The sequence below is a fragment of the Bacillus sp. RO1 genome (assembly GCF_012524115.1).
In the GTDB taxonomy this organism is placed as follows: Bacteria; Bacillota; Bacilli; order Bacillales; family Bacillaceae_I; genus Sutcliffiella_A.
Genome location: NZ_JAAZWB010000062.1, coordinates 34,474 through 47,964, shown reverse-complemented (window position 1 = coordinate 47,964; position 13,491 = coordinate 34,474). Strand labels below are relative to the sequence as shown.

Annotated in this window: 11 protein-coding genes; 5 read left to right on the top strand and 6 right to left on the bottom strand. The window is 41.0% G+C overall.

Annotated elements, in window-relative coordinates; translation table 11 throughout:
• Window positions 1-54: 54 nt before the first annotated feature.
• Complete coding sequence (gene mecA / locus HC179_RS08450; RefSeq protein WP_168863930.1) at window positions 55-747, bottom strand: adaptor protein MecA; 693 nt, start codon at window positions 745-747, stop codon at window positions 55-57.
• 544 nt (window positions 748-1,291) lie between these two features.
• On the opposite strand from mecA, the gene HC179_RS08445 reads away from it, so the two are divergent.
• A complete protein-coding gene (locus HC179_RS08445) occupies window positions 1,292-1,951 on the top strand; it encodes a TerC family protein (RefSeq protein WP_168863929.1) in 660 nt (219 codons plus the stop codon).
• A 417-nt stretch (window positions 1,952-2,368) separates the two neighbouring features.
• On the opposite strand, the gene spxA is transcribed toward HC179_RS08445, so the two are convergent.
• The gene (gene spxA, locus HC179_RS08440) at window positions 2,369-2,767 is read right to left on the bottom strand and encodes a transcriptional regulator SpxA (RefSeq protein ID WP_168863928.1); all 399 of its coding nucleotides are present in this window, start codon (window positions 2,765-2,767) and stop codon (window positions 2,369-2,371) included.
• A gap of 564 nt (window positions 2,768-3,331) precedes the next feature.
• Here spxA and HC179_RS08435 point away from each other — a divergent pair.
• The 3 genes from HC179_RS08435 to HC179_RS08425 are packed head-to-tail and all read left to right on the top strand — an operon-like array spanning window position 3,332 to window position 8,385.
• Complete coding sequence (locus HC179_RS08435; protein WP_168863927.1) at window positions 3,332-4,552, top strand: efflux RND transporter periplasmic adaptor subunit; 1,221 nt, start codon at window positions 3,332-3,334, stop codon at window positions 4,550-4,552.
• A 9-nt stretch (window positions 4,553-4,561) separates the two neighbouring features.
• Window positions 4,562-7,630: an efflux RND transporter permease subunit gene (locus HC179_RS08430; protein WP_168863926.1), complete on the top strand. Its 3,069-nt coding sequence runs from the start codon at window positions 4,562-4,564 to the stop codon at window positions 7,628-7,630.
• A 23-nt stretch (window positions 7,631-7,653) separates the two neighbouring features.
• Window positions 7,654-8,385, top strand: a complete 732-nt coding sequence (locus tag HC179_RS08425; RefSeq protein ID WP_168863925.1) for an SGNH/GDSL hydrolase family protein — start codon at window positions 7,654-7,656, stop codon at window positions 8,383-8,385.
• A gap of 61 nt (window positions 8,386-8,446) precedes the next feature.
• Here the strand turns inward: HC179_RS08425 and HC179_RS08420 are convergent, their stop codons facing one another.
• On the bottom strand, window positions 8,447-9,022 hold the full coding sequence (locus HC179_RS08420; RefSeq protein ID WP_168863924.1) for a GNAT family N-acetyltransferase: 576 nt from the start codon (window positions 9,020-9,022) through the stop codon (window positions 8,447-8,449).
• Between the two features lie 171 nt (window positions 9,023-9,193).
• Here HC179_RS08420 and HC179_RS08415 point away from each other — a divergent pair, with 171 nt between their 5' ends.
• Window positions 9,194-9,379 (top strand): hypothetical protein, encoded by a 186-nt coding sequence (locus HC179_RS08415; RefSeq protein ID WP_168863923.1) that lies wholly within the window; start codon window positions 9,194-9,196, stop codon window positions 9,377-9,379.
• Between the two features lie 35 nt (window positions 9,380-9,414).
• On the opposite strand, the gene HC179_RS08410 is transcribed toward HC179_RS08415, so the two are convergent.
• The 3 genes from HC179_RS08410 to HC179_RS08400 form a co-directional block, all read right to left on the bottom strand.
• Entirely contained in the window at window positions 9,415-10,626 is a 1,212-nt protein-coding gene (locus HC179_RS08410) for a putative glycoside hydrolase (RefSeq protein WP_481747962.1), read from the bottom strand.
• Between the two features lie 846 nt (window positions 10,627-11,472).
• Window positions 11,473-12,417 (bottom strand): ABC transporter ATP-binding protein, encoded by a 945-nt coding sequence (locus HC179_RS08405; protein ID WP_168863921.1) that lies wholly within the window; start codon window positions 12,415-12,417, stop codon window positions 11,473-11,475.
• The gene (locus HC179_RS08400; protein WP_168863920.1) at window positions 12,407-13,486 is read right to left on the bottom strand and encodes an ABC transporter ATP-binding protein; all 1,080 of its coding nucleotides are present in this window, start codon (window positions 13,484-13,486) and stop codon (window positions 12,407-12,409) included. The genes HC179_RS08405 and HC179_RS08400 overlap by 11 nt, the downstream gene beginning before the upstream one ends.
• Window positions 13,487-13,491 lie beyond the last annotated feature (5 nt).

Sequence of the window (13,491 nt, the reverse complement as noted above, 5' to 3'; positions counted from 1 at the left end):
AATCGTCATTTAAATCTGAAAAAACCGATTTCAACTTGTGAAATCGGCCTTCCATTATTTTAGAGGAAAATGTTTTGCTATTTCCTTCATTGCATCGTCCTTGGCAACTTCAGAACCATATTCTTGAAGACGATGAATGGAGATGGCTGACTCTTCCCCATACTCTAGTAACACACTTAGTACATTGTCAATTTCTTCGTCTGTATAATGCTCACTCGAGAAATCAACATATAAATAATAGCTTTTCTCGAAGAAGTACAGATTGTTGTTTAAGTTTTCTAAGTGCTGCAATCGGTGGCTGGCAGAAATAATATACTCTAGATCTCTGAACCTGACCATGAATTGCAGAAGATCTTTTTCCTCTTCCAGCTTGTCGTCTTTTGCTTCCTCTGTTTTCGCTGAAGAATTAAAGTGCTGGTCAAGCAACGCTTCTATGCGTTCATCAACTGGGATGTCAATTCGCTTGTCCTCTGACACAGGAACTTCGAAGTTCTTTCCATCTTTAGATAACTGAGCTCGGGTCACGATGACTTCCAATCCCTTATCAAGGGCCTGAACTTGTATCCACAGCGGTCCTTCCACCATGAAGTCTTCTTCATCATGCGCTTCATCCATCATTTCCCAGAATAATTCTTCACTACGCTCGCGGTTATACCAGATTTCTTCGCGGTCAAATCCACGTTCCTCTATATCACCATATGAAATGTAAAACTTTACGGTATGATCATTAATACGTTCGATTTCCATTCTTAACAACTCCCTTCTGATTCGGTAAATGATAAGCGTGCTCTCTTTCAAACAATTCTCTTGTGAGAAATGCCAGTATCTTATTGTCCGCTTCTCATTTTCCTCCGTCTTTCCTTGGAAGGGACCCTCCACAAATTTCTTATACCTTATTGTTACAATTTATCCATTTAGCATAGCGAGTAAACCTAAAATCTATGCAAAGATTAGCAAATGCGGCTGGTTCCGGTCCATTAAGCAAAACATAGATTGTTATACATCCCAGTTAAGAGATAAGTAGTGACCTCAAGTACCTAGCCTTCAAAGCTAGACCATGACCGCAGCATATAAAAGAACATTGTACTATCAAGAGTGATACTTGTACTTTTATTTTATGATAAAAAAAGGAAGAATGGAAACAAAAATGCTCACATTTTCAAAAATCGTTAAAATGCCTACCTAACAATTTGGAAACCCCCATGGCCAGGATTGCGCCCAACTTTTATGGCATAATCTCTCTTCTTGACCACTATATTTATATAGGACTGGGACAAGAAGGGGCGATAAAGTGGAGCTGGAACTGATAACTTCCATACTAATCATCATTGGCATTGATATTGTGCTCGGCGGAGATAATGCTATTGTAATAGCGCTGGCATGCCGCAATCTTCCAGAGAATCACCGCAACAAAGCAATCATCATTGGTACACTTCTAGCCATTGTTTGTAGAATATTGCTTACCATATGTGCGGTCTACCTCTTAGCTATTCCATTCCTTCAATTTGTAGGTGGAGTGTTACTGGTTTATATAGCAGCACAATTAATCCTTGATCAAGGAAACGAAACAATTGTTGAAGGAAGGTACTCCCTTGGAGCTGCTATTAAAACTATCGTGATTGCCGATATTGTTATGGGAATAGATAATGTTATGGCTGTTGCAGGTGCTGCACATGGTAATTTTTATTTGGTGATCATTGGCCTGGTGTTTTCTATACCAATAATTATATGGGGGAGTAAGATTATATTAGTGGCAATGGAGAAATATCCTATAATTATCTATTTTGGAGCAAGCATATTGTGTTATACGGCCGGAAAGATGATTATTTTTGAACCTAGGGTTGCTAGTATGCTGCCTGAGGGTGAGTGGCAGACGTTTTTTCCATATGTGCTAATTCTAGGTATGTTAGTTTTTACAGGGCTGTATAAAAGACAGTTACAAAAGACCTAATGAGAGTATTGCTGCTTTCACGCTTATTGATTTTCGTTCCAGGTGTTCGCTTATCGAGAGGACGTTGCTTGAGCCTCCTCGGCTTAGCACAGGCCACTGATATAGTCTTTGAATTTAGATAGATATTATTTAGACACCGCTGTGGATTTCCGCAAATGGCTTCGCTTTCCTAGGGGCTGACGAGAGCCTCCTCGGCTTCGCCTGTGGGGTCTCCACCTAGCGCTATCTCCCTCAGGAGTCTTCGCCTTTTGCTCCAATCCACAGCTCGAAAATTACATAGTACTATATCATATCAGTTTTTCATTGGCCTCGCTTCGCCTACAGAGTCTCAAACCTTGCACTCCAATCAATAAGGAAATTATAGGAAATAAAAAAACTTCTACATGACATGATGCATGTAGAAGTTTTTTGTTATTATTAGCCGTTAACTAATCTTTGTGCTTCTCTTAATTGGAAGGTTCTTACTTTTCTTGGTAAGAAGCGGCGAATCTCATCTTCGTTGTACCCTACTTGTAGTCGTTTTTCGTCTATTATGATAGGTCTTCTTAACAGACCAGGGTGTTCTTTAATAACGGAATATAATTCTTGAAGAGGCATTGCTTCTACATTTATATTCAGTTTTTGGAAGATTTTTGATCTGGTTGAGATGATTTCATCTGTTCCGTCTTCCGTCATTCGTAAAATTTCTTTGATCTCATCAATAGATAAAGATTCAGAGAAAATATTTCTTTCTGTATATGGAATGTTATGTTCTTCTAACCAACTTTTTGCTTTACGACAAGAAGTACAACTTGGAGATGTATATAGGGTTACCATGAACTTTCCTCTCCTTTTTATCTAGTATTATTCGAAAGAACATGCTGAACGTTTCTAATTGTGAATCGCTCTCAATTTGAAATTACTCTAAAGAAGTAATCTCTATTGATTATTATACACGATTTCCGACTAAAAAGGTATAGTATTTTTAAAGTCGGACAAGTTGTCACAGCATGTTCAAATTTTTCCCTCTAACTTCCTGTAGATTTACGTTCCAGGTGTTCGCTTTCCGCGGGGCGTGTCCTTGAGCCTCCTCACTGCGTTACGGGGTCTCAAGCTACCCCTTCCCCCCGCTGGAGTCTCACACCTTGCACTACAATCTACAGGAGAAATCTTATAGTCCATTTATATAATTTCACTTATTGCTGCTTTGCTTACATCTATTCAGACGTTTTGGTGTCCAAGAAAGTTTCATATTAGTGAAATTAGATCTCATTATTTTTTAATGTGTTCACAAAGTAGTAACAATTTTTTTGTTTAAATAGTCCTTCGATAGTTAGGATTTGTAAGGGTTTGTAATACATGTTAGTTTTATATTTAGACAAGATAAGTATGAGGTGATATATGTTGAAAAAATATTGGCTGCTTCCTGCCATGTTCGTGCTCTTAATTTCAACCGCTTGCAGTCAAAAAGAGATTACAAGTCAGAATACAGAGTCCAATAAGATCCCAGTTACCGTCGCTGAAGTTACAGAGAAAAATATCAGCAATACGATTGAATTGGTCGGCCTGGCTGTACCGGAAACACAAGTACCACTCCTAACTACTTCCCCCCTAACCGTTGAATCTGTTCATGTTAAAATTGGTGATATAGTAAAAAAGGGCGATTTAATCGTTTCGTTAGATTCTGAAGCTGCAACCGAGCAGGTAGTTCAAGCTCAGAGTGCAGTGAACGAGCTGGAAAATGCCCTTTCAAAAATGAAAGAAATGCAAGAGGCAGCTGAAAGTCAGGCCTCTCTTTCTGATATACCCAAGTTACAAGAAGAATTAAACCAAAGTTTAGAAAAATCTCAAGCTCTTTTGGATGGGGTTGACACTGGGGCTGTTACTTCGCTTGATTTAGTGCAAAGCACGGTAGATGTCATGGTTAAACAGGCCCAGCTTGCTACAGCTGCCAGCCAAGTCCAACAGATGCCGACCTTCAACACCATGGAAATGGAAGCTCAATTAAATCAGGCTAGACAGGGGCTGAAACAAGCACAAGAAATGGCTGATGCAACTTCGATTACTAGCCCGATTGATGGAATTGTTTCTGAATTGAATGTTGTAAATGATGGAATTGCGACACCAAATGTACCAATCGGAACGATCATTCAGTTAGATAATATAGCAGCAACTTTCCAAGTGAACAGTTATCAAGTAAGTAAACTAAAAGCTGGGCAAGATGCTACGGTTTCTTTTGAAGGATTAACAAATTCATTTGAATCAAAAATAGAAACCGTCTCCCCTACAGTCAACCAGCAAACGAATATGTTTTCTGTCACCATTCCAGTTAGCAATTCAGGGTTGGTTATTAAAGGCGGTATGAGAGCAACTGCATATGTCGCTGTTGATAACCTGGAAGCTCAAACTGTTGTACCTATGGACGCTATATTATATGAAGAAGAAAATCCTTATGTTTATATCATTGAAGAGAATAAAGCGGTGAGACAGGATGTTGAAACCGGGTTCCGTGACAATGAATTTATCCAGATTCTTAAAGGCATTACCAAAGGCCAGAAAGTAGCCGTAAACGGAAAAGAAAGATTAAAAGACGGTGCAGAAATAACAGAACAAAGTGAGTGAACCTATTAGATGAAAATTGCAAAGCTTTCTGTATTACGTCCCATTGCAATGTCAATGGTGATCATACTTATGTTAATACTAGGTGCCGTCAGTATGCGCGGAATGCCGGTGGACTTGTTTCCTGAATTAACTTTTCCAATCGTAGCGGTAACCACCACCTATGAGGGCGCAGGCCCTGAAGAGATAGAGAACTTGATATCTTCTCCGCTTGAGGATGCAATGAGCACCCTGCCGAATGTGGAATCTGTGACCTCCATTTCACGAACAGGAGGCTCACTGGTTCTCGTGTCTTTCACCTGGGGAACGAATATGGATTTTGCCTCCTTGGATATGAGGGAGCGTATTGATTCGGTACGAGACTTTCTTCCTTCTGGTGCTAATCTGCCGAGGGTCCTCCGCTTTAACCCAAGTGATCTTCCCATCGTTCAATTAGCCATTACAGACCCTTCTGGAGAAATGACCAAGGCAAAGCAGTTGGCTGAACAAGATATTGAACCTCAATTAAGTAGTGTCGATGGAATCGCGTCCATTTCAGTGGAAGGCGGAGCTGAAAACGAAGTAAGAATAACGTTGGATCCTAATGCGCTTTCTTCCTTTGATGTATCTATTGATCAATTACAGCAGATTATTGCAGCCGAAAACTTAAACCTTCCTGGCGGCTCTCTGAGAGATCAAAATCAAAACCTGCCAATAAGAATAACGGGTGAATACAGCTCCATTTATGACATACAGACGCTGCCTATCCCTACTTCAAAAGGAGTCATTCAGTTAGATCAGCTCGGTGAAGTCAAAGAAACCCTTCAACCGACAACCCAACTCAGCTACTTGAATGGAGAACCTGCAGTAGGAATGTCCATATTGAAGCAGTCTGGTAGCAATACAGTGACCGTTGCGAATAATATTGAAAAAAAGCTAGAGGATATTAGAAGCAACTTGCCTGAAGGCGTAGAAATAAAACCGATATTCGATCAAAGTCAATTTATCGAACAATCTATTCGAGCCGTTGCAACCAACATGATTGCAGGTAGTTTGCTAGCTGCGCTTGTACTGTTCTTCTTTTTACGAAATATACGCAGTACGTTAATCATTTTATTTTCCATTCCCGTTTCCATCGTGGCAACCTTTATCTTTATGTACTTTAGCGGCCAAACGTTGAACCTACTGACATTAGGGGGCCTTGCGCTAGGGATTGGGATGATGGTCGATAACGCCATTGTCATTTTGGAAAATATTTATCGTTTAAGACAAAAAGGATATTCCATGAAAGATGCGGCCATAGAAGGCACTAGCGAGGTCGGCCCTGCCATCATCGCATCCACCTTGACCACCGTCATTGTTTTCTTACCTATCGTATTTGTGGACGGTTTGGCAGCACAATTATTTAAGCCTTTAGCACTTGTCGTATCGTTCTCATTACTTGCCTCTTTGTTTACGGCATTAATTATTGTTCCGTTATTCTCGTCTCTTCTATTAAAAGTAAATACAAACACGTCTCGCTTTGAAGAGAGATTTATGGGATTTACTAATGGGTACCGTTCTATTCTGGAAAAAGTATTAAGAAATCCGAAAAAGACGGTAACCTCTATAGTCATTCTTTTTTTGATTTCTTTAATCGGAATCCCTTTTATTGGGAAAGAATTCTTGCCTCAGCAAGATCAAAGTTTCATTTCCATGACCGTACGCTTACCTGACGGGAGCTCGCTTGATGCTACTTATGATGTGATGGAAGATATCGATGCACGTTTGGCAGATGTTAATGAAATTGACTTGGCGTTTGTTACAGTCGGAGGAACAGACAACTTCTCCGTCTCAGCTGGTACCCAGACAAACCGGGCAAACTACAGCATACTTTTAACACCTGTAACAGATCGTAGCCGTTCCGACAAACTCGTTGGAGATGAAATCAGGCAAAAACTTGAGAATATTCCTGGAGCGGAAATCTCCCTATCCTCGGGAGACTCCGGTTTTTCTCAAAATCCTGTCTCCTTAAGCATAACAGGGCCTGACTTGACCACGCTGAAATCAATGGCGGATGAGACAGTAGAACTTCTTTCAGAGATTGATGGAATCAGGGAACCTTCCTCAAACTATACGGAAGGAAATCCGGAAATCGTTGTAGATATAGATAGAGTCAAGGCAAGCCAGTTTGGGATTGGCAGTGCACAGATTGCTTCTGCCGTTTCTAATGCGACAAAAGGACTTGTTGCATCCAGAATGGCTCGTGACGGTGCTGAACTTGATATACGTTTAACCATTGAGGATACGTATACCGCTTCTATTCAAGACTTAGAGAAATTGCTGATCAATACACCTACAGGAGAAAATATTCCGCTTCAAGCGGTAGCAACCGTTGAGAGAGGGCAAGGCCCAAGCCAGATTACCCGTACAGACAGAAATCGTGAAATTACAGTTAAAGCTGACATTGTGAACCGCGATCTTGGAAGCGTCATTGATGATGTGGAACAAACACTAAAAGAAAACATCTACATTCCTAATAATCAATATAAGATAACGATTGGTGGACAGGATGAACAGATGAATGACGCATTTTTCAAGCTCGGTGGAGCCCTGGCACTTGCTATTGTACTTGTCTACATGGTAATGGCTGGACAGTTTGAGTCTTATTTCTACCCATTTATCATCATGTTTAGTGTACCGTTAACAATCATTGGAATCATTTTCGGCCTATTGGTTACCGGGCAACCACTCGGTGTTGGTTCCCTTGTAGGAATGTTGATTCTGACAGGGATAGTCGTCAATAACGCAATTGTTTTTGTCGACTATGTCAACAAGATGAAACGCGAAGGCAAAACAACCTGGGAAGCTATTCTAATAGCAGGACCAACTCGTTTGCGTCCTATTTTCATGACTGCTCTTACAACCATTCTTGGCTTGATTCCATTGACTTTGGGCTTTGGAGAAGGGATGGAAATCCAGCAGCCGATGGCAATTGTAATCGTGTTCGGACTAAGTTTTGCAACCATCATAACACTGATTTTAATACCGGTTGTTTACTATTTGTTTGATGAATTTAAGGAAAAAAGAAAGCTGAAAAAGTTAGAGAAACTGGATGTTTAAAATTTTTCGGGAGGATGATTAACTTGCTGAAAAAATGGGTTTTGGTTGTAATACTGGTTGTTTCAAATTTTATTATCTATCCTCCCGCAACTGCAGAATCTCCAGGTGACATTACCTATATCGCCATTGGAGATTCACTAACTGCAGGCCTTGGATCATCAGAAGAAAACTATTTACGCATTCACGGTTTTGTACCTCAATTTACAAAGTATTTACGTCAAGAAAACAATGTTACTGTAGAGAATTATGGTATACCAGGCCTTTCCTCTACTGGTTTGTTGGCATTGCTGACTGCAGATGAAGCTTTGAAAAATCGCCTAAAGATAGCTGGAGTTATTTCTGTGTCCATCGGAGGCAATGACTTCTTGCAAACCATTCGCTCGGTACCAGAGGATGAAAATGAGTCAGCACTTAATGTTCGTATGGAGATTCTGAAGAGGACGTATCAAGAGACCTATAAATTGTTGCGTGAGCTGAATCCTGATGCTACTATCATTCTTTTAGGACTCTATAATCCCTATCCTGAAAGTCATGAATGGTCGGAACTTGGAGCGAAGTATGCCCCATTGTTTAATGGCTTTATCGAGGAGTATGTAGATGAGCCCAAAACAGTGGTAATTGACCCATATGAAGCGTTTGAGGGAAAAGCATTGGAATGGACGCACATTGCAGAGGAAGATATACATCCTAATGATAAGGGATATTCCGAGATTGTCAGCTTGATGAAGAGTGCATATGAGAAAAGTATAAATTGATATAGAAATCCCCCGGAATTTAAGCATACAGCTTGTTATTTCCGGGGGATTACCTTATTCATTATAATTTTGACAAGATATCCTCATTATCATCGTCTTCATCATAGGTAAGTACATTATCAACTTTATCATAAGATTGACCGTACAGTTCTTTATCTTTATACGTATGAATTTGCTCGTATGTAGCTTTCATACCCTCATAGATGACTTCTTCGCTTGCATCCGTCGGTGACCAATAAAGGATTTCCATCGCATTAACTTCATTTGTTGCAAGAGAACGACGTCTATAGCCAATAGATGAAGCATGTTCAAAGCCTTCTCTTTTATAGAAACGAAGTCTTTTCTCTGTATCTGTATCTTCGTAATCAACAGGCTCCACTTCTAAAATTATGGGCTTCCCTTTTTCCTTCATTTTATCTAAAAGCTTATGTCCAAGACCCATACCTCTAGCATCCTTTGATACAAACAAGTAGTCAATGAAGAGGAAGTTATCAAGCTCCACATACATCAGTACATGGTGTTCTCCTTCATCTTTATGATAAATGTCCCCTCTCTCTTTTAAAAGAAGCTCCATATGCTCCCTCGATTTCATTTCTTCTACTGGGAAATACTGATTTAATTTCTCATACCAATTCATTCTGTAAAAAGACTCCCCTTTCGTTTTTTCTCTATGTACACTTTAAGTATAACAAACTTGAACAGACTTCAGTGTTAATATACCCTCTTCCTTTTCTCTTAAACATACCATACAATAAGAGTATGGTTGTTTTTTGTAAATGATTACATAAGACAAAGGGGATGTATGGTGATGATTGAATATTTCACAGATTTTACCATCGTGGCTATTTTGGTGATAGGTATTACCGCTGTTATGGGCGTGTTAACAAATGGTATCGGGGAAAAGCTTTTTGGCGGAAAGAAGGGCTCTGAAAGCTTCGATAAGTCTGCTAGCATGCAGGCTGGTTGGAAAAGTGTTGGAGGGAAAAAGAAATAACACAAAAAGCTGCCAGATGAATGGCAGCTTTTTTCTTAGTCATTTAACGGGGTAAAATCAAGTCCTTCTGTATAGCTGTTACCTGCATTCCAAATCAAATACTCATCAATTCCATTCTCGTTTAAAGCCCGGATTTGATCTTCAACTTCTTTTGGACCATATGGAATATAATTTCCTGCCCCAAGCCAAGTTGCTGTGAAGTCCTGAATCCATGGCCTTGATACCGGTCTATTTTCCAGTTGATCCAGCTTGGCATTTTCAAGCTTAGAATACTCAGTAATCAGCTTATAAGGTTCCGTATCTGGTTTTGCAATTCCAAAATAAGCTGTCCAGTGACTAGGATAAATCATGGATGAGATCACATCCACATGCTCTGAAATTCGACTGAAATTCTGACCGATTCCAGGTGCTTCCGGCAACGTTGCCGTATAACCAAAGATATCCACTGACACTTGTACATTGTAAGGTTCTAATCTCTCACGTGCATACGCTACGAAATCTGTCACCGCTTCAACCCGCTTTTGTACATTGTCCAAATCTAAGTCCTTGTACTCTCCATAGGTATATTCAAGAGTTGTATCTCTCTTTTCAAAGCCTTCCGGGAACCTGACATAGTCAAACTGAATTTCCTGAAATCCCATTTTTGCAGCTTCAATCGCTATATCAATATTGTAATCCCACACTTCTTTTAGGAATGGACTTACAAACGCCTCTTCACGGCCGTTCACCCATACTTTGCCGTTTTCCTGAAAAGATAAATCCGGACGTTTCTTGGCTAAGACTGTATCCTTAAAAACTACGATTCTACCAATTGGATATACTTCATTTTCCTCCAAGGTTTTCATCATTTTCTTAGGATCCTTAATATAAGGCTGTGCAATATCCATGAATGGGGAATCTTCTTCCTCCGGTATGTAAGTCAGGTACCCATGATCATCTTTTATATCAATAACCATTGCGTTTAAATCTGTCTTGTTTAAAAGGTCGAGTAAACGTGGAAATCTTTCTCCACCTGCAGAGTGACCTGTTACATAGATACCTCTAACTGCATCTGGATAAGTGAATGTATAACCAGAGTCAAAAGCAAATCTAGCAATTGAAATAGGTAGCTCGCGAGTCTGCATTTCAACCTTTTTTGATGCATGTTGCGCAGCTTGTAGTACCTCTTCTCCTTCTGCTTGTACCAGTGTTCCACCTAACACGAAAATTCCGACTGCAGCCACCAGACCACCAATCATTTTTTTCATCATTTCATTTCAAAATCCCTTCTCTTATATGCTATCTCTATTATACTGGAAAATCGTTGTTTTTTTACCTTTTTCAACAATTTCCTTCAAAATAATTCGAGAGAACTAGTGTGGTGGGGGGTATTGGGATAACTGTGCACTCTCATGCAGACTTCTCAGTTACCGCTTTGGGTTTTATGGTGGGGATTCGGGCGTTGAGACGGACTCTCTGTTACCGTTTGGACTTTGGCAGCGTGTGTTCGGGCGTTGAGATGGGCTCTCTGTTACTGTTTGGACTTTAGATAAGCGCGTTCAGGCCTTGAGAGGGGCTCTCTGTTACCGTTTGGACTTTGGCAGCATGCGTTCGGGCGTTGAGATGGCCTCTCTGTTACCGTTTGGAACTTGGCAGAGTGTGTTCAGGCCTTGAGAGGGGCTCTCTGTTACCGTTTGGATTTTGGCAGCGTGTGTTCGGGCGTTGAGACGGACTCTCTGTTACCGTTTGGTACTTGGCAGCGTGCGTTCAGGCGTTGAGACGGACTCTCTGTTACCGTTTGGACTTTAGGTAAGCGCGTTCAGGCCTTGAGAGGGGCTCTCTGTTACCGTTTGGACTTTGGCAGCGTGTGTTCGGGCGTTGAGACGGGCTCTCTGTTACCGTTTGGACTTTAGGTAAGCGCGTTCGGGCGTTGAGACGGACTCTCTGTTACCGTTTGGACTTTAGCAGCATGTGTTCGGGCGTTGAGAATTGTTCTATTAGACAATCCCTCCTCCTCTATAGGTGCTTCGGACAATTAGCACCCCCGCGCCAAAGCCAACACAAAAAAACCGACCCTCACAATCGAGGATCGGTCCTAACAAACTCGCCAGATCTTATTTACCTGCAAATTCAGCTTGATATTTCTTAAACTCAGCTTCTGAACACAAGACAAAGTGCCCTGGTCTAACTTCGCGCAACTCAAGCTCCTCATCCTTGGCATAGCCATGGGAAGCTGGGTCGTAAGCGAAACGTTTACGGCTGCGTTCAGAATCCGGATCTGGTTGAGGGATCGCGGATAGCAAGGATTTCGTGTATGGGTGGATTGGATTGTTATACAGCTCGTCACTATCTGCAAGCTCCACAATTTTTCCGAAATACATTACTCCGATACGGTCGGAGATATATTTTACCATCGAAAGGTCATGGGCGATGAATAGATACGTTAGCCCTTTTTCCTTTTGTAGCTTTTTCATTAAGTTGACAACCTGAGCCTGTATGGACACATCCAACGCAGAAATTGGCTCATCGGCAATAATGAAATCTGGTTCTACCGCTAGAGCGCGAGCAATACCGATACGTTGACGCTGTCCACCACTGAATTCATGTGGATAGCGGTTGGCGTGTTCTTTATTCAAACCAACAGTCTCAAGAAGTTCATGAACGCGAGCTAGTCGCTCTTTTTTTGACTTAGCCAATCCATGAATATCAATGCCTTCAGCGATACAATCAGCAACCGTCATACGAGGATTTAAAGAAGCAGAAGGATCTTGGAAGATCATTTGCATCTTGCGGTTGAACTTCAACAAGTCTTTCTTAGACTTTTTACCGTGTACGTTTTCGCCCTCGAAGAGTACTTCTCCGTCTGTTGCATCATATAGGCGGATGATGGTACGACCTGTTGTAGATTTTCCACAACCAGATTCTCCAACTAGCCCAAGCGTTTCTCCGCGGTAAATATCGAAATTCAAACCGTCTACAGCTTTAACCATATTCGGCTTTCCTTCGTTAAAGTATTGCTTCAGATTACGAATTTCCACTAATTTTTCATTAGTTGCCATTGTTTCCACCGTCCTTTACCAAAACAGGCTTTTCGAAGTTTTGTGGCATTTGACGACGACGCTTCTGAACAGCCAATGGTGGTTCCACTGCTGGAGCATCCTCATGTAATAGCCACGTTTTCGCAAAGTGCGTTTTGGAAATTTGGAACATTGGCGGCTCCATTTCCAAATCAATTTGCATCGCATATTCATTACGTGGAGCAAATGCATCTCCCTTAGGAGGATCCGATAAATCCGGTGGAGAACCAGGAATAGCGTAAAGCTCATCCTCATCACCAAGATCAAGATCAGGCATGGAGCTTAATAATCCCCAAGTATAAGGGTGGCGTGGATCGTAGAAAATCTCATCCACTGTACCTGTTTCAATGATCTGTCCACCATACATAACTGCTACTCGATCGGCGACATTTGCCACCACACCAAGGTCATGTGTAATAAAGATGATGGAAGTATCAATTTTTTTCTGAAGGTCTTTCATCAAATCTAGAATCTGTGCTTGAATGGTAACGTCCAATGCAGTGGTAGGTTCATCTGCAATTAAGACTTTAGGGTTACATGCAAGAGAAATCGCAATAACAACCCTTTGTCTCATCCCTCCAGAGAATTGGTGAGGGTACTGCTTAAAGCGTTCTTCTGGCATTGGAATGCCAACAAGACGAAGCAAGTCGATTGCTTTTTCCGCAGCTGCGCTTTTGCTCAATTTCTGGTGTTTGATGATTCCTTCCATAATTTGTTTTCCGACAGTCATTGTTGGATTAAGGGAAGTCATCGGATCCTGGAAAATCATTGCGATGTCTTTTCCACGGATGTCTTGCATTTCTTTTTCAGAGAGTTTCGCCAAGTCTTTTCCGTCAAATAAGATTTCGCCATTTTTGATGTTGGAATTATTCTTAGGCAATAAACGCATCACGGTTTTTGTGGTTACGGATTTACCTGATCCTGATTCTCCTACGATCGCCAATGTTTCACCTTTTTTTAGGTCGAAGTCCACACCGCGGATAGCCTTTACTTCTCCTCCGAATGTATCAAAAGAAACATGTAAGTTTTTCACTTCAAGTATTTTTTCCATTGTCA